This is a genomic window from Qipengyuania seohaensis (genome assembly GCF_002795865.1).
GTDB lineage: Bacteria > Pseudomonadota > Alphaproteobacteria > Sphingomonadales > Sphingomonadaceae > Qipengyuania > Qipengyuania seohaensis.
In genome coordinates, this window is record NZ_CP024920.1 from 1,803,263 (window position 1) to 1,824,313 (window position 21,051).

Annotated in this window: 14 protein-coding genes; 6 read left to right on the forward strand and 8 right to left on the reverse strand. The window is 60.8% G+C overall.

What is annotated here, in order from left to right; translation table 11 throughout:
- Nucleotides 1–71 precede the first annotated feature (71 nt).
- The gene (locus CVE41_RS08870) at nt 72–1,994 is read right to left on the reverse strand and encodes an MFS domain-containing histidine kinase (RefSeq protein ID WP_100260319.1); all 1,923 of its coding nucleotides are present in this window, start codon (nt 1,992–1,994) and stop codon (nt 72–74) included.
- A 68-nt stretch (nt 1,995–2,062) separates the two neighbouring features.
- On the opposite strand from CVE41_RS08870, the gene CVE41_RS08875 reads away from it, so the two are divergent.
- Complete coding sequence (locus CVE41_RS08875; RefSeq protein ID WP_198507632.1) at nt 2,063–2,716, forward strand: LuxR C-terminal-related transcriptional regulator; 654 nt, start codon at nt 2,063–2,065, stop codon at nt 2,714–2,716.
- A gap of 385 nt (nt 2,717–3,101) precedes the next feature.
- Here the strand turns inward: CVE41_RS08875 and CVE41_RS08880 are convergent, their stop codons facing one another.
- From CVE41_RS08880 to CVE41_RS14970, 6 genes are all read right to left on the reverse strand, one after another.
- Nucleotides 3,102–3,674, reverse strand: a complete 573-nt coding sequence (locus CVE41_RS08880) for a hypothetical protein (RefSeq protein ID WP_232725627.1) — start codon at nt 3,672–3,674, stop codon at nt 3,102–3,104.
- Between the two features lie 136 nt (nt 3,675–3,810).
- The gene (rplL, locus tag CVE41_RS08885) at nt 3,811–4,188 is read right to left on the reverse strand and encodes a 50S ribosomal protein L7/L12 (protein ID WP_100260321.1); all 378 of its coding nucleotides are present in this window, start codon (nt 4,186–4,188) and stop codon (nt 3,811–3,813) included.
- A 78-nt stretch (nt 4,189–4,266) separates the two neighbouring features.
- Nucleotides 4,267–4,782, reverse strand: coding sequence for a 50S ribosomal protein L10 (gene rplJ / locus CVE41_RS08890; RefSeq protein WP_100260322.1), 516 nt, complete (start codon nt 4,780–4,782; stop codon nt 4,267–4,269).
- 287 nt (nt 4,783–5,069) lie between these two features.
- On the reverse strand, nt 5,070–5,297 hold the full coding sequence (locus CVE41_RS08895) for a helix-turn-helix domain-containing protein (RefSeq protein ID WP_090477482.1): 228 nt from the start codon (nt 5,295–5,297) through the stop codon (nt 5,070–5,072).
- Entirely contained in the window at nt 5,297–5,833 is a 537-nt protein-coding gene (locus CVE41_RS08900) for a DUF2975 domain-containing protein (protein WP_100260323.1), read from the reverse strand. The genes CVE41_RS08895 and CVE41_RS08900 overlap by 1 nt, the downstream gene beginning before the upstream one ends.
- A 22-nt stretch (nt 5,834–5,855) precedes the next feature.
- Nucleotides 5,856–5,984 (reverse strand): hypothetical protein, encoded by a 129-nt coding sequence (locus CVE41_RS14970; protein ID WP_269800151.1) that lies wholly within the window; start codon nt 5,982–5,984, stop codon nt 5,856–5,858.
- 609 nt (nt 5,985–6,593) lie between these two features.
- Here CVE41_RS14970 and rpoB point away from each other — a divergent pair.
- From rpoB to CVE41_RS08925, 5 genes are all read left to right on the forward strand, one after another.
- Nucleotides 6,594–10,775: a DNA-directed RNA polymerase subunit beta gene (gene rpoB, locus CVE41_RS08905; protein ID WP_100260324.1), complete on the forward strand. Its 4,182-nt coding sequence runs from the start codon at nt 6,594–6,596 to the stop codon at nt 10,773–10,775.
- 61 nt (nt 10,776–10,836) lie between these two features.
- Complete coding sequence (gene rpoC, locus CVE41_RS08910; protein ID WP_100260325.1) at nt 10,837–15,165, forward strand: DNA-directed RNA polymerase subunit beta'; 4,329 nt, start codon at nt 10,837–10,839, stop codon at nt 15,163–15,165.
- A 163-nt stretch (nt 15,166–15,328) separates the two neighbouring features.
- Complete coding sequence (locus tag CVE41_RS08915) at nt 15,329–17,671, forward strand: putative bifunctional diguanylate cyclase/phosphodiesterase (RefSeq protein ID WP_100260326.1); 2,343 nt, start codon at nt 15,329–15,331, stop codon at nt 17,669–17,671.
- Between the two features lie 78 nt (nt 17,672–17,749).
- On the forward strand, nt 17,750–19,096 hold the full coding sequence (gene gltX, locus CVE41_RS08920; protein WP_100260327.1) for a glutamate--tRNA ligase: 1,347 nt from the start codon (nt 17,750–17,752) through the stop codon (nt 19,094–19,096).
- Nucleotides 19,078–19,557: a hypothetical protein gene (locus CVE41_RS08925; RefSeq protein WP_100260328.1), complete on the forward strand. Its 480-nt coding sequence runs from the start codon at nt 19,078–19,080 to the stop codon at nt 19,555–19,557. Before gltX ends, CVE41_RS08925 begins: the two co-directional genes overlap by 19 nt.
- Here the strand turns inward: CVE41_RS08925 and pyk are convergent.
- Nucleotides 19,554–21,038 carry a pyruvate kinase gene (gene pyk / locus CVE41_RS08930; RefSeq protein ID WP_100260329.1) on the reverse strand — a complete coding sequence of 495 codons (1,485 nt, stop codon included), beginning with the start codon at nt 21,036–21,038 and terminating at the stop codon, nt 19,554–19,556. The two genes, CVE41_RS08925 and pyk, sit on opposite strands and share 4 nt — an antisense overlap.
- Between the last annotated feature and the right edge of the window lie 13 nt (nt 21,039–21,051).

Sequence of the window (21,051 nt, forward strand, 5' to 3'; positions counted from 1 at the left end):
GGATAAAAGGGATACGCTTGGCAGATATCTCGGTGAATGGGGGGGAGACCCCAATCGTGCGTGTAACAGACTTAACGCACCGGCAACTCCAGGATGGCCCGAGTTCCCTTGCCGAGATTGGATTCGAAAGTGAAATCGAAGCTGTGCCGTTGCGCAAGATCGCGCACGATTGCCAAGCCCAGACCCTCGCCATCGGACTCTGAGGATTTGCCGCCGAGTTTGAGTGCTTCTTCCAAGGTCGCAGGGTCCATGCCCTTGCCATCATCCTGAACGACAATGCGACATTGCTCGTCGCAGCTAACCTCAACAACGATCTTGTCAGCATCTGCATGGCGCAGGGCATTGGCAACCAGATTGCTGGCCGCTCGAATTAGGGCAAGCGCAGGCACATTTGTGCGGCAATCGGCACTTTTGATTTGCAGCTCGACCCCTGCTTCTTTGGCCTCTCCTCCGAACATTTCGCCGACTGCCCTCGTGATGAGGTTGAGCGAATATGCCTCATCAATGTCATTGGAACTGTGACCTTCGCCGGGTTCTTTGGTCGAATACTCGTTCGTCAGGCTCTCAAGGTAATCGAACGCCTTGGTCAGGCGAGTTCGCAGCATCGGTGAAAGTCGATCTTCTTCGCTCCGCACCGCAGCACGTAAGCCGGTCAAGGGTTGGCGAATATCGTGACTTGCGGCGGCGAGTTGGGCTTTTCTACGGGAGGCTGATTCAAGAGCCCTTGCATATTTCCGCTCGGTTTGGAGCAAAATCCTGTCCGTTTCGCTTTGCGTTTCAAACGCCGCGATTCGCTCCTCGATCAACCGAGCCCTCGCCCTCCTCGACTGGAGGACATCGACCAGCAAGAGAAACAACATCCCTGCGCCGGCTGCGAGCCTGATCGCGTCACGCACGAACTCGATCGCAAGGTCGGGCAGGTAACGCCCAAGGTAGTAGGGCTCCACGAAAAGAGCCAGAACGGCGCTTAGGATCAGAATGGCGCCGGCTGTCAATCGCAGCCGCCGCGCAATGTCGAACCTCAGCGATGCGGTCACAGCGAAGAGAAACAGGCTGAGGTAGAATGCCCAGATAATGTCGGTGGTCGAGTTCGAAAAATAGGCGATCACGACCAGCGGGGCGAAAAGCGCAAGCGCGAACAACCGGCGCTTTTTTCGGTTTGTAAGACGCAGTTCCTTCATGAACCCAAAGATGAAAGTGTAGGTCATCATGAAGGTGGCCAATATCGTCAGCGCCTCCCAAATCGACCGCGCATCGAGCGACGATTGAACGAATGTCGTCGTAAAGAGCGATGCTTCGTTCTGCAGCATAGTAATCGAATATGTGATGCCGATGATCATGCCCAAAGGGCGATCTGTGAGGTATGAAACCACAGCGAGGATGACGCCGATAATGAGCAAAGTCGCGGTGAATCCGCCCTTAAGCAGCACGGCGACAACCTGATTGGAACCCAGCTCCCCCTCGCGGAAGATCCCGATATTGGGGTTGTCCGAACTCGACACATTGATCAGCGCAAGGCAGTTCTGACCTGGCGAAACGTCGAAAGTCTGCGTTCTCACATATGTGAAGTATCGTGCGCGCAGGGGCCCGTCGTCACCCGACCGCTCTGCGAGAATCTCTCTCGGCGAGGCTCCATCGCAAGCAAGATAGACACGCGGCAACTCGACAAAGATCCCACCCAACCCGATGACCCGACGCACTGAGCCCTCTTCGAACTCTGCTCCTCCGGTAAATGACAGGGCGATCCAGGTTCGCCAGTCATGCATGCTGCTCGATCGAGAAGTCTGCAGATGATCAGCATATTCCCCCTCACGGTAAGCCCTGAGCGCGTCATCATAGGAGATTTCACGTTCCCCGGGTGTGACGAGAAAACTGGCAAACTGCTCAACATTCTCGAGCGATTGCCCTGGCTCGAGGACAACTTCACGCGCAAACGCCGATTGCGCCACAAACACCGACAAGAATGCTAGGAGTATGGCAGCTGTTGCCCGCATTCAGCACTTCCCCCTCATGAGAGTTTGTATAGATTGGCGTCGCCAAAGAACGAAGGGGATTGGGCGTAGTGGCTTTCGGCAACGCACATTCGGCGGTGATCGCCGACGATCACGCTATTGTGCGCGGCGCTCTGATCGCCGCCCTGACCGACCCGGCGATGATGGATGGCCACACCATCGAAATTGTCGAGACCGTCGAGAACGGGATCGACGCTATTGCCGCTATCCGCAAGCATCGTCCCGACCTGGTCATGCTGGATGTCTCGATGCCGCACGCGGGTGGTACCGAGGTTCTTATCGAGGCGCGGCGCTGGTCGGCAGCTAGCAAGATAGTCATCTTCACCGGGATCGAATCCGGCGGCAAGATTGCCGAGTTGGTCGAGACTGGTGCTGACGGAGTCTTTTGCAAATCCGACGACCTTTCCGTGGTGACCGACTCCATCCCCCGCATTCTCCAGGGCGCGCGCATCGTGTGTGAACGTTTTACCAATCTGCTGGAAGAGGCCGCGGGTTTGGAGCCGCTGACCGACCGTGAGCGTCAGGTGCTGAACCTTGTGGTCGCAGGGCGCACCAACAAGGAAATTGCCGCCACGCTCGGCATAAGTGCGAAAACCGTTGATCGGCACCGTACGGGTGTAATGGGAAAGACAGGCTCTCACTCGGCCGCGGAATTGATAGCCTTTGCCCTGCGCGAGGGATTGATCGGCGGAAGAACAGACTGATGTCCTTGGCTCGCTGAATTCCCAGAACGCCATTGCGAATTCCCAAACCTCCATTCCAGATTGGAAGTGACAGAATGGATCGACCAACGTGGACGAGCAATGAGGTCAATGCCTCAAACCGCGATGGGTCAAGATGCGATCATCGGAGATTGCATGGTTACCACCGGTGCCAACTGCGCATTTTCGAGTTGAATGGGCGTCTTCTACCGAGAGGTATCTTTGTATCCAAAGTCCACCAATGCGTGCATCAACGGTGTCATGATAGATGATCGGGCAGTTCCGCTTTCGGGTCGTTCGCTGCCCGTCCGCTACCGGCACATCGCCAGCTCGGTGCAACCATCACGAGATGGGTGGAGAGCGGACGCAAGGCAATCGCCATCTTTCGCTAGTCTGCGATCTTCTCGTTTCCGATGAAGCCAAAGTTCAATCGATCTTTGGTCGTCGCATAGGCAACTACCGCTAGAAGGTTTGAGTATCGCTCGACAAAATCTACAAAGTCCGAGGAATCTCCCGGTGGGTCGAAAAGGATGCCGTCACCTGAAACCCGCAGCGCCGAAGCCGGCTCAATGCCAGCATGCGCTTCAAGCGCTTCAGCAAACTCTCTTAGCGAACCAAAGTCTTCTCGACTTGGGAAGCCGTTCCACAATCCAGTTTCCTTCAGACGGTTCTCGTACATGACCATCATTTCAGGCCGGGCCAACTCCGAAGCGTAGTCCATATAGGCGGCTGACATTTCACCATCCTGGAACGTAACGATTTCGTAGCCAGCTGCCTCTTTGATACATGCGAAATTTTCTGCATCCGCTCCAGCGTTTGAGGCGATGACAATCTCGATGCTCTGCAGATACCCTTCGTATCGGACTGTGAACCCACCCGGTTCGAGGCCACAATCGAGCAATCGCTGCTCGATGACCTGTTCTTGTGTCGGCAAAGGTGCAGGAGGAACGTCAATCATCACTGCATCTTAACGCCATCCCGAATGTCCGCAATCGCGTCGTTAGCGGACAATGGACATGGCAACAAAAAGGGCGGCACCTTGCGGTACCGCCCTCTCGTGATCTCTCGGGTGAGAGACCGAAGCGTAAGCAAAAAGCTTACTTGAGCTCGACGGTACCGCCGGCTGCTTCGATCTTGCCCTTGATTTCTTCGGCTTCAGCCTTGTTGACGCCTTCCTTGAGCGCCTTGGGAGCGCCTTCGACAAGAGCCTTGGCTTCGGTGAGGCCGAGACCGGTGATGGCACGGACTTCCTTGATGACCTGGATCTTCTTGCCACCGTCGCCGGTGAGGACGACGTCGAATTCGTCCTTTTCTTCAGCAGCAGCTTCGCCTGCACCGCCGCCGGCGGGGCCAGCAACAGCAACAGCAGCAGCGGCGCTTACGCCCCACTCTTCTTCAAGTGCCTTGGCAAGCTCAGCGGCTTCCATGACGGTCAGCTTCGACAGTTCTTCAACAAGCTTGGCGATATCAGCCATGATGTTTCACTCCAATAAATAGGCCGGGGCGGATGATTGGTTTGCCCCGATGAATAAATCGCGTTTGCGAGAGGTCTCTTACGCCGCTTCCTTGGCGCCATAGGCACCGAAGACACGTGCGAGCATCGAAACGGGTTCCTTGATCGTGCGGACAACCTTGGTTGCCGGCGCGTTGAGGAGGCCCACGATCGTGCCACGCAGTTCGTCGAGGCTCGGCATCGAGGCAAGTGCCTTGACCCCAGCTTCGTCGAGCGCAACCGCTCCCATGGAACCGCCGACGATTTCGAGCTTGTCGTTCGTCTTGGCGAAATCCACTGCCACCTTGGCAGCTGCAACCGGGTCTTCGCTGTAGGCGAGGGCGGTCGGGCCGGTCAGGTGGTCGGCGATACCGGTGTAATCGGTACCGTCGAGAGCGAGCTTGGCGAGACGGTTCTTCGCAACCTGGTAGGACGCACCGGCTTCACGCATCTTCGTACGCAATTCGGTCGACTGGGCGACCGTAAGGCCCAGGTTGCGGGTCACGACGACCACGCCAGCCTGGTTGAAGACTTCGTTGAGCTGGGCGACCGCATCGGCTTTCTGCGAACGATCCATGCCATACTCCTTCACTATGACCCCGCCGGATGGCTCCGCCGGGATCGGCTACGTTTGTCCATGCCGAAAAGACGACACGGGCGAGTCCGTTGAGGGGGAAGGAGTGCGCCTAATGGCGCGAAACGACGAGCTGCCCGAATTGCGGGGTCCCGCCGGAAATTCTCTGTCCCCGTCTAGGCTGGAAATTAAGACCGGCAAATCCCGGTCACCAACTGTCTCGGACGGATGAGGGCGAATACAAAGAGACCCGCCTTCGCGGCGGGCCTCTAAGGATTTGTGTGCACGAGTCAAGCATTCTCGTACGAAAGCAGGTCTCCCGGCTGGCAATCCAGTTCCCTGCAGATGGCAGCCAGGGTCGAAAACCGGATCGCCTTGGCCTTGCCGGTCTTGAGGATCGACAGGTTGGCGAGGGTCAGGCCGACGCGTTCGGCCAGTTCGGTCAGCGTCATGCGGCGTTCGTGCAGGAGGTCGTCGAGTTTGACCATGATGGTGGCTCCTTCGTCTTCGGCTGGCATCACACGGTCCCTTCGAGATCTTCGCGCATCGCGGCGCCGTGGCGGAATACGCGGGCAAGGATGAAGAGCACCAGCGCAATCAGGAGACCGGTGATCGAAAGTTCGACATCGACCGTGAAGGTGTCCTCCTTCACCTGCTGCGCGATGAAGACGGCCAGCGCGCTGGCGGGCAGCTTGAGCAGTTCGATCGAGACGGCCAGCCAGCCCATGGTCCGCAGGCGATCGGCGTTTTCGAGAATGAAGGGATCACCCTCCCCGACAGAGCCTATGATCCGGCGAAGAATACGCAGGAAGAAGAAGCCGATGGCGACCATGACCGCGCCCATGAACAGGACCACGGCGATAGTGGCGGCAACCGTACCTGCAGCCACGGTGGCGGTCGGAAGCATCTCGTCGACGATATGCGCCTGGCTCATCAGGACGATCGGGATGGCAACCAGTAAGGCCAGGAATGCCACGCCGAGCAAAAACTGGGCGATCAGCGTGACGATGCGCGCTGCCTTGAGCAGGCCGTCGTTGGGAAGCGTCTGGGTCATGTCTGTCTCCTGAAAAGAAGGCTCAGGCGATTGCGGGGGCGACCAGTACGGTCGTTTCGGCAAGCGGGACGGCGGTGACTGCCTGCAGGGAAAGCACCGTGATCACGATGGCGGCGGACACCGCGGCGAGGTGGTTGGTGAAACGGGTCATTTATCGAACTCCTTGATCTTCAATATCGATAATCAATAAGGCGAGACGCATTTATTGTCAATCGATAATATCGAAAAACGATATGCCGCGCAGCCGGGCACGTCTTGCGAGTGACGAAGGCGACACCCTGTCGCCTTCGGACAATCCGAGAAAATGGCTCTGTTTCAGGTTGTTAAGACGATCTGGTCTGGTTGACACATCGACGAACGACGTTTGGAAGGTAGGGCATAAAGGCTCCCGGGAAGGGGTGGTCGACGGTTGGTGCCGACCATGTCTGGCGCGCCGACAGGGCGGTAGGAAAGCCTCATCGTCGAAGCGCCTCCGCCGCCTTCAAACAGGCGTTTGACTTTCCCCTGCGCGCTTCCTACATGCTCCCCCGACCGCACGCTTCGAGCGAGTCCGATTCATGCGCGGGGATCGGAACCAGGATGGAAGCGGCGTTTCCATATCGCGACGTTCTATAAGAGCTGCAGCCGCCGCCCGACCGGGTGTGCTTGTCCTGCGGCCTTTCTGCGTCTCGCGATACGGCTCTCACGCGCATGAGACATCTATTTGGCAGCCCTGTCCGCGCGGGGTTGCAGGCACACTAAAAGAGGCACGAGCTCCTTTATGGCTACCAAGGCGAAGGCACCCCGCAACACATCGTCGGGCACCGCGAAGCGGCGTATCCGCAAGATTTTCGGCGACATCCACGAAGTCGTCGACATGCCGAACCTGATCGAGGTTCAGCGCGAGAGCTACGAACAGTTCCTGCGTTCGAACAAGGAGATCGATTACGTCTCCGGCCTCGAAAAGACGCTGCGTTCGGTTTTCCCGATCCGCGACTTTGCCGGCACCGCCGAACTCGACTTCGTGCATTACGAGCTCGAACAGCCGAAATACGACATCGTCGAATGCCGCCAGCGCGGCATCACCTACGCCGCGCCGATGAAGGTCACGCTGCGCCTGATCGTCTTCGAAGTCGACCAGGAAACCGAAACCCGCTCCGTCCTCGATATCAAGGAGCAGGACGTCTACATGGGCGACATGCCCCTGATGACGGACAACGGTACCTTCATCATCAACGGCACCGAGCGCGTTATCGTATCGCAGATGCACCGTTCGCCGGGTGTGCTGTTCGACCATGACCGCGGCAAGACCCACTCCTCGGGCAAGCTGCTGTTCGCTGCCCGCATCATTCCGTACCGCGGTTCGTGGCTCGATTTCGAATTCGACGCCAAGGACGTGGTCAACGTGCGTATCGACCGCAAGCGCAAGCTGCCGGTCACCGCACTGCTTTATGCCCTCGGCCTCGATAGCGAAGGCATTCTCGACCACTTCTACGACAAGGTCACCTGGAAGCGCGCCAAGGATGGCTGGGAACTGCCGTTCGTGGCTGAAAACTGGCGCGGCCAGAAGCCGGCTTTCCCGCTGGTCGATGCCAAGACCGGTGAAGAAGTCTTCCCGGCAGGCCAGAAGATCAGCCCGCGTGCCGCCAACAAGGCTGCCAAGGACGGTCTGGAAACCCTGCTGCTGCCGACCGAAGAAGTCTTCGGCCGTTACGCCAGCGAAGACCTGATCGACGAAAGCACCGGCCGCATCTACATCGAAGCGGGCGACGAAGTCTCGGCAGAGAACCTCGAAGTGCTCGACGCTGCCGGCGTCGACAGCCTCGACCTGCTTGACATCGACCACATCACCACCGGTCCCTGGATCCGCAACACGATGAAGGTCGACAAGGCCGAAAACCGTGATGAGGGCCTGGAGGCGATCTACAAGGTCATGCGTCCCGGCGAACCGCCGACCAAGGAAACCGCAGAAGCGCTGTTCGAAGGCCTGTTCTTCGACGCCGAGCGTTACGACCTGTCGGCCGTCGGCCGCGTCAAGCTCAACATGCGTCTCGACCTCGATGCCGAAGACACCGTCACCACGCTTCGCAAGGAAGACATCCTCGCCGTGGTCAAGGAACTTGTCGACCTGAAGGACGGCAAGGGCGAAGTCGACGACATCGACAACCTCGGCAACCGCCGTGTCCGCTCGGTCGGCGAACTGCTGGAAAACCAGTACCGCGTCGGCCTGCTGCGCATGGAACGCGCGGTCAAGGAACGCATGAGCAGCGTCGACGTGTCGACGGTCATGCCGAACGACCTGATCAACGCGAAGCCCGCCGTGGCTGCCGTGCGCGAGTTCTTCGGCTCCAGCCAGCTCTCGCAGTTCATGGACCAGACCAACCCGCTGTCGGAAGTCACCCACAAGCGCCGCGTTTCGGCGCTTGGCCCGGGCGGCCTCACGCGTGAGCGCGCAGGCTTCGAAGTCCGCGACGTTCACCCGACGCACTATGGCCGTATCTGCCCGATCGAAACGCCGGAAGGCCCGAACATCGGTCTGATCAACTCGCTCTCGACCTTCGCACGCGTCAACAAGTACGGCTTCATCGAAACGCCGTATCGCGTGGTGAAGGACAACAAGGTCACCGACGAGGTGATCTACCTGTCCGCCATGGAAGAACAGAAGCACACCGTGGCGCAGGCTTCGGCCGATCTCGACGCCAAGGGCGGCTTCGTGGAAGAGCTGGTCTCGGCACGTCAGGCCGGCGACAACCTCATGGCTCCGCGTGAAAACATCACGCTGATGGACGTCAGCCCCAAGCAGCTCGTCTCGGTCGGTGCATCGCTCATTCCGTTCCTGGAAAACGATGACGCCAACCGCGCACTGATGGGCGCCAACATGCAGCGTCAGGCTGTGCCGCTCGTGAAGGCGGAAGCGCCCTGGGTCGGCACCGGCATGGAAGAAACCGTGGCGCGGGATTCCGGCGCGGCGATCACCGCCAAGCGCGGCGGCATCGTCGACCAGGTCGACGCGACGCGTATCGTCATCCGCGCCATCGGCGATGTCGAACCTGGCCAGTCGGGCGTCGACATCTACACGCTCCAGAAGTTCCAGCGTTCGAACCAGAACACCTGCATCAACCAGCGTCCGCTGGTGAAGGTGGGCGAAACGGTTGCGCCGGGCGACGTCATTGCCGACGGCCCCTCGACCGACCTCGGCGAACTGGCGCTTGGCCGCAACAGCCTCGTCGCCTTCATGCCCTGGAACGGCTACAACTACGAAGACAGTATCCTGATCTCCGAGCGTATCGTGAAGGACGACGTCTTCACCTCGATCCACATCGAGGAATTCGAAGTCATGGCGCGCGACACCAAGCTCGGGCCGGAAGACATCACCCGCGACATCCCGAACGTCGGCGAGGAAGCCCTGCGCAACCTCGACGAAGCGGGCATCGTCTACATCGGTGCAGAAGTGCACCCGGGCGATATCCTGTGCGGCAAGATCACGCCCAAGGGCGAAAGCCCGATGACGCCGGAAGAAAAGCTCCTGCGCGCCATCTTCGGCGAAAAGGCCAGCGACGTGCGCGACACCTCGCTCCGCCTGCCGCCGGGCGTTGCCGGTACCGTCGTGGAAGTCCGCGTCTTCAACCGCCACGGTATCGAGATCGACGACCGTACGCGTGCCATCCAGAACGAGGAAATCGAACGCCTCCGCAAGGATGCCGCCGACGAACGTGCGATCCTCAACCGTGCGACCTACAACCGCCTGCGCGACATGCTCGAAGGCCAGACCGCTTCGGCAGCGCCGAAGGGCGTCAAGAAGGGCAGCGAGATCACTCTCGACGTCCTCGAAGGCATCGACAGGCACGAGTGGTTCAAGTTCGCCGTTGCGGACGACAACCGCCAGCAGCAGCTCGAAGCGGTGAAGACCCAGTACGACGAGAGCGTGAAGGTCATCGACGAAAAGTTCGAAGACCGTAAGGAAAAGCTCGAGCGTGGTGACGAACTCGCTCCGGGCGTGCTCAAGATGGTGAAGGTCTTCGTCGCCGTGAAGCGCAAGCTCCAGCCGGGCGACAAGATGGCCGGACGTCACGGTAACAAGGGTGTCATCTCGCGCATCCTGCCGGTCGAGGACATGCCGTTCCTCGAAGACGGTACGCCGGTCGATATCGTGCTGAACCCGCTGGGCGTGCCTTCGCGCATGAACGTCGGGCAGATCTTCGAAACGCACCTCGGCATGGCTGCCCGCAACATGGGCATGGAGATCGGTCGTCAGCTCGAAGAGTGGAAGGCCGCCAACCCGAACGCCGCCGAGGATTATTCCAAGGTCAAGCCGCCGGCAGCCGTGGTCGATCGCCTGAAGGAAACTTACGGCGACCAGTATCACGAAGCGATCGACAGCCGTTCGACCGAGGAAATCGTCGAACTCGCCGGCAACCTGCGTACAGGTGTGCCGATGGGTACGCCGGTCTTCGACGGTGCGCGCGAAGGCGATGTGACCGTGGAACTGGAAAAGGCAGGCCTCGACGCAGACGGCCAGTCGGTTCTTTACGACGGCCGCACCGGTGAAGCGTTCGACCGCAAGGTCACTGTGGGCATCATTTACATGCTCAAGCTGCACCACCTCGTCGACGACAAGATCCATGCCCGTTCGATCGGCCCCTACAGCCTCGTCACCCAGCAGCCGCTGGGCGGTAAGGCGCAGTTCGGTGGCCAGCGCTTCGGTGAGATGGAGGTCTGGGCACTCCAGGCCTACGGTGCAGCTTACACGCTGCAGGAAATCCTCACCGTTAAGTCGGACGACGTGATCGGCCGTACCAAGGTCTACGAAGCCATCGTCAAGGGTGACGACACCTTCGAGGCCGGCATTCCGGAGAGCTTCAACGTGCTCGTCAAGGAAATGCGCAGCCTGGGTCTCAACGTCGAATTGAAGTCGCTTGCCGACGACGAAGACGACGACGGCCTCGCGATCGCGGCGGAATAGGGGAGCGAAAGCTCCCCACCGCTCCTCCGCCCATTAGAAATACCCCTTGGGAAATTAAGTCATGAACGAACTGACCAAATTCACCAACCAGCTCGCGAAGCCCGAAACCTTCGACGAGATCCAGATCGGCATCGCCAGCCCCGAGCGCATTCGCTCGTGGTCCTTCGGCGAAATCAAGAAGCCGGAAACGATCAACTACCGTACGTTCAAGCCCGAACGTGACGGCCTGTTCTGCGCGCGCATCTTCGGTCCGGTGAAGGATTACGAATGCCTGTGCGGCAAGTACAAGCGCATGAAGTACAAGGGCGTCGTCTGCGAAAAGTGCGGCGTCGAAGTCACCGTGACCAAGGTCCGCCGCGAGCGCATGGGCCACATCGAGCTCGCCGCTCCGGTCGCGCACATCTGGTTCCTCAAGTCGCTGCCGTCGCGTATCGGCCTGCTGCTCGACATGCAGCTCAAGCAGCTTGAGCGCGTGCTCTACTTCGAAAGCTACATCGTCGTCGAACCCGGCCTCACGCCGCTGGAGAAGTTCCAGCTGCTGACCGAAGACGAAATGCTCGAAGCGCAGGACGAGTACGGCGAAGACGCCTTCTCCGCATCGATCGGCGCCGAAGCCGTGAAGACCATGCTCATGGATCTCGATCTGGAGCAGGAAAAGGAAGATCTGCTGGAAGAGCTCGCGACCACCAAGTCGAAGCTCAAGCCCGCCAAGATCATCAAGCGCCTCAAGGTCGTCGAAAGCTTCATCGAATCCGGCAACCGTCCGGAATGGATGATCCTGGAAGTCGTGCCGGTCATTCCGCCGGAACTGCGCCCGCTCGTCCCGCTGGACGGTGGCCGTTTCGCAACGTCCGACCTCAACGACCTCTATCGCCGCGTCATCAACCGCAACAACCGCCTGAAGCGCCTCATGGAGCTGCGTGCGCCCGACATCATCGTGCGCAACGAAAAGCGCATGCTGCAGGAATCGGTCGATGCGCTGTTCGACAACGGCCGCCGCGGCCGCGTAATCACGGGTGCCAACAAGCGTCCGCTGAAATCGCTGTCCGACATGCTGAAGGGCAAGCAGGGCCGCTTCCGCCAGAACCTGCTCGGTAAGCGCGTCGACTATTCGGGCCGTTCGGTCATCGTGACCGGCCCCGAACTCAAGCTGCACCAGTGCGGCCTGCCCAAGAAGATGGCGCTCGAACTGTTCAAGCCGTTCATCTACGCCCGCCTCGACGCCAAGGGTCTGTCCATGACCCTCAAGCAGGCGAAGAAGTGGGTCGAGAAGGAACGCAAGGAAGTCTGGGACATCCTCGACGAAGTGATCCGCGAGCACCCGGTTCTTCTGAACCGTGCGCCCACGCTTCACCGTCTTGGTATCCAGGCGTTCGAGCCGGTCCTGATCGAAGGCAAGGCAATCCAGCTTCACCCGCTGGTCTGCGCCGCCTTCAACGCCGACTTCGACGGCGACCAGATGGCCGTGCACGTCCCGCTGAGCCTCGAGGCCCAGCTGGAAGCGCGCGTCCTGATGATGTCGACCAACAACATCCTCTCGCCCGCCAACGGCAAGCCGATCATCGTGCCTTCGCAGGACATGGTCCTCGGCCTCTATTACCTGTCGATGGAACGTCAGGAAAAGACGCCTGAATTCATCGAAGGCGACGACGGCGAGAAGCACGAGCAGCTGCCGCTGTTCAGCGACATGGCCGAAGTGCACCATGCCCTGGAAAACAAGGACGTGACCCTGCACTCGAAGATCATGGCCCGCGTCCCGCAAGCGGACGAAAAGGGCAAGGTCGAGATGAAGCGTTTCGTCACGACCCCGGGTCGTATGCTGATTGGCGAATGCCTGCCGAAGAACCACAAGGTTCCTTTCGACATCGTCAACCGCCTGCTGACGAAGAAGGACATCGCCGACGTGATCGACGAGGTCTATCGTCACACCGGCCAGAAGGACACCGTGCTGTTCGCCGACGCGATCATGTCGCTGGGCTTCCGCCACGCGTTCAAGGCCGGCATCTCGTTCGGCAAGGACGACATGATCATTCCGGAAAGCAAGGTGGGCATGGTCGAAGAGACCAAGGCGCTGGTTGCCGATTACGAGCAGCAGTACCAGGACGGCCTGATCACCCAGCAGGAAAAGTACAACAAGGTCATCGACGCGTGGAGCCAGTGTGGTGACCGCGTAGCCGACGCCATGATGGAAGAGATCAAGTCGCAGCCGATCGACAAGGACGGCAAGGAAGCGCAGATCAACTCGATCTACATGATGAGCCACTCCGGTGCGCGTGGTAGCCCCGCGCAGATGAAGCAGCTCGCCGGTATGCGCGGCCTGATGGCGAAACCTTCGGGCGAGATCATCGAGAACCCGATCATCTCGAACTTCAAGGAAGGCCTGAACGTCCTCGAGTACTTCAACTCGACCCACGGTGCCCGTAAGGGTCTCGCGGATACGGCGCTCAAGACGGCGAACTCGGGTTACCTGACCCGCCGTCTGGTCGACGTGTCGCAGGACTGCGTCATCGTGGAAGAGGACTGCAAGACCGACAATGCGCTCGAAATGCGCGCCATCGTCCAGGGCGGTAGCGTTATCGCCTCGATCGGCGAGCGTATCCTGGGCCGTACGGTTGCCGAAGACATCGTCAACGCCGCCACCGACGAAGTCATCGTCAAGGCCGGCACGCTCGTCGACGAACCGATGGTCAAGGCCATCGAGGATGCCGAAGTGCAGGTCGCCAAGATCCGCAGCCCGCTGGTCTGCGAAGCCAAGCAGGGCGTTTGTGCCACGTGCTACGGCCGTGACCTCGCTCGCGGTACACCGGTCAACATCGGTGAAGCTGTCGGCGTTATCGCCGCGCAGTCGATCGGTGAGCCGGGCACGCAGCTGACCATGCGTACCTTCCACATCGGCGGGGCCGCACAGCTCAACGAAACGAGCCACCTTGAATCGATCTCGGACGGCAAGGTCGTTTATCGCGACATGCCGACCATCGTCGACAAGAAGGGTCGCATCCTGTCGCTCGCCCGCAACGGTGAACTGGCAGTCATCGACGCCGAAGGCCGTGAGCGCGAAATCCACAAGGTGCCTTACGGTACCGTGCTGATGCACAAGGATGGCGGCAAGGTGAAGGAAGGCGATCGCCTGGCGGAATGGGATCCGTTCTCGCTGCCGATCATCACCGAGACCTCGGGCGTGGTGAAATTCCAGGACCTGATCGACGGTACTTCGATGGAAGAACGCGTCGACGATGCCACCGGTATCGCCCAGCGTGTCGTCACCGACATCCGCACCGGCGGCCGCGCGAAGAAGGAAGACCTGCGTCCGCGCCTGACTCTCTTCAACGATGCGGGCGACGAGAACGAAGCTGCACGCTACATGCTGGCTCCGGGTACTGCGCTGTCGGTCGAAGACGGCCAGCAGGTCGAAGCAGGTGACATCCTTGCGCGTGCTTCGCGTGAAGCTGCCAAGACCCGCGACATCACCGGTGGTCTGCCGCGTGTTGCCGAACTGTTCGAGGCCCGCGTGCCGAAGGACAATGCGATCATCGCCAAGATTTCGGGCAAGATCGAATTCGTCCGCGAATACAAGGCCAAGCGCAAGATCGCGATCGTTCCCGAGGAAGGTGATGCAGTCGAATACCTGATCCCCAAGACCAAGGTGATCGACGTGCAGGAAGGCGACTTCGTCAAGAAGGGCGACACGCTCATCTCCGGCTCGCCGAACCCGCACGACATCCTCGATGTCCTCGGGATCGAAGCGCTGGCGGAATACCTGTGCACCGAAATCCAGGAAGTCTACCGACTGCAGGGCGTTAAGATCAACGACAAGCACATCGAGGTGATCGTTCGCCAGATGCTGCAGAAGGTCGAGATCACCAACGGCGGCGACACCGTGCTTCTGCCGGGCGAACAGGTCGATCTGGAAGAACTGAACGAGACCAATGCGAAGCTTGGCCGGAACAAGGAGCACGCCACCGGCAATCCGATCCTGCTCGGCATCACCAAGGCTTCGCTCCAGACGCGTTCGTTCATCTCGGCGGCGTCGTTCCAGGAAACCACCCGCGTGCTCACCCAGGCTTCGGTCGAGGGCAAGAAGGACACGCTGGTCGGTCTCAAGGAAAACGTCATCGTGGGCCGTCTCATCCCTGCCGGTACCGGCGCGGGCATGAACCGGATGCGCGTGACCGCCTCCAGCCGCGATGCCGCCCTGCGCGCCTCGTGGAAGAAGGCCCAGGAAGCGATCATCGCCGCCAATACCGCAGAAGAAGAGCACGAGGCGGAACTCGCCCAGGGCCCCGAAGCTGCCATCGGCGACGATCCCTTGGCGAGCATGGAAGGTGAAACCCACGGCACCGATGCCGATGCGGGTGACTACCTCAACGAAGAGGCGAAAGACGGCGAATAAGCCCTTCTTTCGGACCTGATCCGAATTGACCCCGCCGGAGCGATCCGGCGGGGTTTTTTCATGGGTCAGGAAGACGCTGGCGCGTTGCCGCTATACATTTCATCCCGGTTTCGGTTACAATGCAGAGGGATACGCGCGTTATTGCGCGATAACCGGGGGCCAAATGGGAAGACCGACCGCGAATAGCGAAGAGGTACGCCGGCTGCTTCTGGCGCGCAGGCTGCGTGCGGTCATTGCGGGCAATACGCTCGCGACCGTATCGGCCCTGGCCTCCACCGCAGTATTGATCGTCGGTTTCGATGAGGCGCCGCTGCGTGTGCCGCTGCTGACCTGGGCAATCGTGACTGCCGTGATGTTCACGATCAGGGCTTACTTCATTGCGACTCTCGACCCCGAGGAACTCGACGGACAAATCCTGGCGCGCGATTACCGCAAGGTTATCGTCTGGATGATATTGACGAGCCTGGCCTGGGCCGTGGGGTTCGTGATGTTTGCGACGATTGCGCAGGGGCTGGAGATCGCTTTGCTGGCAGTCGTCGGCACCGCCATGCTCGTCGGTGTCCTCCTTATCCACCGCGCCGTTCCGCTCGCGGGATACGCCCACATAGCCCTGCTGGTTTCGGCGCTCATCGCAGCTGGCTCGCTGAGCGTGGGTGCGCCCGCCCTGCCGGTCGCATTTGTACTCCTGATCTATTCCTTCGCGCTGTGGACCGCAGTGGGCCGCATGGACACTGCATTCCAGGCTGCTGTCCTGGCTGACGTGGAGAGGAAGGAAGCCAGCGATACGGTCGCGATGCTGCTCAACGATTACGAAGAGCATTCGACCGACTGGCTGTGGAGTGCCGATCCCGAGGGCAGGCTGGGCGAAGTAAGCGATCGCTTCGCCAAGGCGTGCGATCGGTCGGTCGAGGATCTGGAAGGCACACCGCTGCTCGACCTGTTCGACCCGGGCGAAGGACGTGATCTGGTGGCGAGGCATATCGCCAGCAACAGCGCATTCCGCGATATCGAGGTGACCGTGCCGATCGGCGGCGAGCCTCGCTACTGGCAGTTGTCCGCCCGCCCGCGCAGCGATGGCAGCCTGAGCGGCGTTGCCCGGGACGTGACCGCCGACCGGCTGATCGAGCAGCGCGTCACCTTGATGGCGCACTATGACAATCTGACCAATCTCGCCAACCGCTACCTTTTCAACGAGCGCCTTCGGGAATTGCTCGGCGAAAATCGGTCGAGTGGCGCCAATGTCGCGCTATTTTACCTCGACCTCGACGACTTCAAGGCGATCAATGACACGCGCGGCCACCTTGTCGGCGATCGGTTGCTGCGGGAAGTGGCCGAACGGCTGGCCTGCGAAGTGCGCGACGAAGACACCGTAGCGCGCCTTGGCGGCGACGAATTCGCCGTGCTCATCGAAACGCGCGCCGGTGATGGCCTATTGATAGAGCGTGCCCACCGCTTCCTTTCGGTAGTCCGCGCTCCCTACGAGATCGATGGGCAGACTTACCGCGTCTCGACCAGTGTGGGGGTAGCGCGGTGCCACGATGGCGACTGCGATGCAGAAGAACTGATGCGGCGCGCCGACCTGGCGCTGTATGCCGCCAAGAACAAGGGACGCGACAATCTCGCGATCTTCGAACGCTCGCTCGACGAGCAGGCCCGGGAACGGCGCTCGCTCGAGGCTGACCTTGGAGAGGCCCTTGCACGCGACCAGCTCCGCCTTCACTTCCAGCCGATAATCGAATTGGAAACCGGGCAGGCGACGGGGTACGAGGCGCTTCTTCGCTGGTATCACCCCCAGCGCGGCGTCCTGGGTCCGAGCGAATTCCTCTCGATCGCTGAAGAAACCGGCCTCATCATGCCGATCGGCGATTGGGTGATCCGCACGGCACTGGCAGAAACAGCAGACTGGGCGGGTGAATTCCGCGTTGCGATCAACCTTTCGACCACGCAGGTAGCCGATCCCAAGATCGTCGCCACACTGGCCCAGGCCCTGCGCGAATCCGACTTCCCGCCAAACCGCGTCGAACTCGAAATCACCGAACACGTGCTGATGGACCAGAGCGATGCGAATCGCGATACGCTGCTGCGCCTTCGCGAAATGGGTCTGAAGATCGCGCTGGATGATTTCGGCACGGGATATTCTTCGCTGGCCTACCTCCGGCGTTTTCCTTTCGACCGCATCAAGATCGACCGGGCTTTCGTCCGTGATCTGAATTCCGATATCAGCAGCCAGGCAATTGTGTCGACGATCACCCGATTGGCCGAAGCGATGGACATGGAGACCACTGCCGAAGGCGTCGAAGACCGCCGGCAACTGGACCTGCTTCGCAAGCTTGGGGTGAAGGAAGCGCAAGGTTTCCTGATCAGCAAGCCCTTGCTGGCAGAGAAGATCTCCTCCGTTACGATCGAACCGGCGCAGGCGGCCGAAGCACCGGTTGAAAAGGCGGTCATCGACTACCGTCAGGCGCGCAAGGCGGCGCTGAAACGCCGGGGCGGACAAGCCGCCTAGCTCGCGGATGGCCAAAGGGCAGCAGGTCAGCCCTTGTTCTCTCGCATTAGGTGAAAGGCTGCGCTATCGGCGCGTGTCATGACCACTATTACGCGCTTCGCCCCGTCGCCGACCGGGAACCTGCATGTCGGAAATATCCGGACTGCATTGCACAACTGGATGCTTGCCCGCAAAGCGGGTGGGCGGTTCGTCCTGCGGATCGACGATACCGATGCGGCGCGCAGCCGCGAGGAATATGTCGAGGCGATCCGCGAGGATCTCTCATGGCTCGGCCTGGAAGCGGACGGCGAAGAGCGGCAATCGGACCGGCTCGCGCTTTACCAGTCCGCTTTCGACGCACTGGCGGCTGCAGGCCGTATCTATCCTGCCTATGAAACCGCGCAGGAACTCGAACTCAAGCGGAAGATCCAGCTGGGGCGCGGCTTGCCTCCGATCTACGACCGCGGCGCTCTTCGGCTAAGCGATGCCGAACGCGCCGCGAAAGAGGCTGAGGGCATCGCCCCGCACTGGCGCTTCAAACTCGATCACGAAGAGCCGATCACGTGGGATGACGGCGTGCGCGGAACGCAGAAATTCGATCCGGCGCAGCTTTCCGACCCGGTGATCCGCAGGGCAGACGGTAGCTGGCTCTATATGCTTCCGAGCGCGGTCGACGATCTCGACATGGGGGTGACGCAGGTGCTGCGCGGCGAAGACCATGTCAGCAATACAGCTGTTCAAATTCAGATGTTTACCGCACTTATTGCTGCACAATTTCCTGCAGCAAAAATGCCTGCCTTCGCGCATGAAGCCTTGCTCGTCGGCAAGGAAGGGAAACTGTCCAAACGCCTCGGATCCCTGGGCTGCGACAGTTTTCGCGAACGCGATATCGAGCCGGAGGCGATCATCGCCTTGCTGGCCCGGCTGGGCACGTCTCAACCGGTAGAACCGATTGCGGACCGTGCATTGCTTGTCGAAACTTTCGACCTTTCGACGTTCGGTCGCGCTCCGGCGAAGTTCGATGACACCGAGCTCGACCGCCTGAATGCAGCGATCGTTCACCAGATGGATTACGACGCCGTAAGCCACCGTCTGCCCGAAGGCATGGACGAAGCCGGCTGGCACGCGGTCCGGCCGAACCTTGTGCACGTAAGCGAGGCTGCAAACTGGTGGAAGCTCGTGACCGGGCCGATCGAGCAGCCGAAATTCTCGGAGGAAGATCGAACCTTCCTCGGCAAGGCTTCCGAAATGCTCGACTGGGGCGATGATCCCTGGCGATCCCTGACGACTGCGTTGAAGGACGCAACGGGCCGGAAGGGAAAGCCGCTGTTCCTGCCGCTGCGTCAGGCGTTGACCGGAATGGACCACGGACCCGACATGGGAGAACTGCTCCCGCTGATCGGCGAGGAAGAAGCGAGAGCGCGCTTGTGCAGGGCCGCGGGATAAGGCTGCTTCTCGCTTCGGGGGCCTGCGCGGGCCTCCTCGCTTGCGACGGGCCGCAGGGCGATCCGGCTTGGTATCGCTCCCCTGAACCACAGCTTCGATACGCCTCTACCTTCGGGGCGCGGCTGCGCGTCATCGACGGGTGCATCGTGCTCGTGACCGGACCCGCTGCGCTCGACCGGGAGGCAGAGGTTTCCATCGAAGACGCTGCGATCCCGCTCTTTATCGACACTTTCGATGTCGCAGCCGCCGAGGGCCAGTTCGAGATCACAACGCCGGACGGTGAATTCCTTACCGACGGCGACCTGGTGCTTGGCGAAGGCGGTCCCTGGCCGCAGCCCGATCCACCCTCCGCACCTGTCGGTGATCCGCCCGATCTATCGAAATGCCCGGGTGAACCTTATCAGGTCGTGAGCCTGAGAAAGGGTTGGGGGGCCTACGATCCCGAAGGATCGCTGGACTAGCGCTCGTGCTTTTCCAGTTCGTCGCCAGCGACGGACACGACGTGCATCAAATTGGTCGATCCCGGGGTGCCGAAAGGGACCCCTGCCAGCGCGATCAGCTTGCTACCGGCTGCAGCGAAACGATGACGCAAGGCCATGCGCTTCCCCTTGGCGATCATCTCTTCGAAGCTGCCGATATCCTTTGTGGCGACGGCGTGCGCACCCCACAGCAAGGCGAGGCGGCGCGCCGTCTTCATGCTTGGTGTAAGGACCAGCATCGGGACACTGGGCCGCTCGCGCGCAACGCGGCGGGCCGTGCTGCCCGAGCCGGTAAAGACCGTGATTGCCGAGATCGACACAGTGTCGGCCACGGTCATGCAGGCATGGGCCAAGGCGTCGGCCGTGGTCCGGTCGGGCGGGGTATCGAGGAAACGAACGCGAGGCAGATACGCTTCGTCGTTCTCAACCTGCCGGGCGATGCGGTGCATGATGGTGACGGCTTCCTCGGGCCATTCACCTGCCGCGGTTTCCGCCGAGAGCATCACCGCATCGGCGCCGTCATAGACCGCGTTTGCCACGTCTGACACTTCGGCCCGGGTCGGGGCGGGGCTCTCGATCATACTCTCGAGCATTTGCGTCGCCACGATCACCGGCTTGCCCGCGGTGCGCGTCTTGTTGACGATCTGCTTCTGGAGCGGCGGGACTTCCTGCGGCTCCAATTCCACGCCGAGGTCGCCGCGGGCGACCATGATGCCATCGGACAGTTCGATGATCTCGTCGAGGCGCCGCACTGCCATCGGCTTTTCGATCTTGGCGCACAGCGCACCATACCCGCCCATCAGCTTGCGCGCTTCGGCAAGGTCTTCGGGGCGCTGGACGAAGGAGAGGCCGATCCAGTCGACGCCCTGCTGGACCGCGAACGCGAGGTCGCGGCGGTCCTTCTCGGTAAGTGCGGGAATGGGCACTTCGGCATCGGGCACGTTGACGCCCTTGCGATCCGAGATCACGCCGCCGACCTCTGCCGAACACAGAATCTCGTTCTCGTCCGCGCGGATTACCTTGAGGCGGATCTTGCCGTCGTTGATCAGCAGGCGCTGGCCCTTTTCCAGCAGGCCGAAGAGTTCGGGATGCGGCAATTCGACGCGGGTGTGATCGCCCGGCTCGGGATTGCGATCGAGCGTGAAATGGCCCGAGTGGCGAATGACCGCCTCACCGTTCTTGAACTTGCCGACGCGCAGCTTGGGGCCTTGCAGGTCGGCGAGGATTGCGATGGGGCGATGGAATTCCTTCTCCATCGCGCGGATCGCCTTGATCGTTTCGGCATGGGTGTCATGCTCGCCATGGCTCATATTGACGCGAAAGGCGTCGACCCCTGCGCGGAACAGGCGGGCCAGCATTTCCGGAGACCGGCTTGCTGGGCCTACGGTCGCAAGAATCTTGACCTTGCGGCCACGCGGATCGAGCTTGGGCGCGCCGTCGCGCTCTTTGAGGGGCTTTGCCATGAGGCATCGCTAT

Excerpts from the sequence above, each read along its gene's own strand:
- CVE41_RS08900 (WP_100260323.1), bottom strand. The coding sequence starts at position 5,833 with ATGACCCAGACGCTTCCCAACGACGGCCTGCTCAAGGCAGCGCGCATC.
- CVE41_RS08915 (WP_100260326.1), top strand. The coding sequence starts at position 15,329 with ATGGGAAGACCGACCGCGAATAGCGAAGAGGTACGCCGGCTGCTTCTG.
- CVE41_RS08895 (WP_090477482.1), bottom strand. The coding sequence starts at position 5,297 with ATGCCAGCCGAAGACGAAGGAGCCACCATCATGGTCAAACTCGACGAC.
- rpoB (WP_100260324.1), top strand. The coding sequence starts at position 6,594 with ATGGCTACCAAGGCGAAGGCACCCCGCAACACATCGTCGGGCACCGCG.
- rplJ (WP_100260322.1), bottom strand. The coding sequence starts at position 4,782 with ATGGATCGTTCGCAGAAAGCCGATGCGGTCGCCCAGCTCAACGAAGTC.
- rpoC (WP_100260325.1), top strand. The coding sequence starts at position 10,837 with ATGAACGAACTGACCAAATTCACCAACCAGCTCGCGAAGCCCGAAACC.
- CVE41_RS14970 (WP_269800151.1), bottom strand. The coding sequence starts at position 5,984 with ATGACCCGTTTCACCAACCACCTCGCCGCGGTGTCCGCCGCCATCGTG.
- rplL (WP_100260321.1), bottom strand. The coding sequence starts at position 4,188 with ATGGCTGATATCGCCAAGCTTGTTGAAGAACTGTCGAAGCTGACCGTC.
- CVE41_RS08870 (WP_100260319.1), bottom strand. The coding sequence starts at position 1,994 with ATGCGGGCAACAGCTGCCATACTCCTAGCATTCTTGTCGGTGTTTGTG.
- gltX (WP_100260327.1), top strand. The coding sequence starts at position 17,750 with ATGACCACTATTACGCGCTTCGCCCCGTCGCCGACCGGGAACCTGCAT.
- pyk (WP_100260329.1), bottom strand. The coding sequence starts at position 21,038 with ATGGCAAAGCCCCTCAAAGAGCGCGACGGCGCGCCCAAGCTCGATCCG.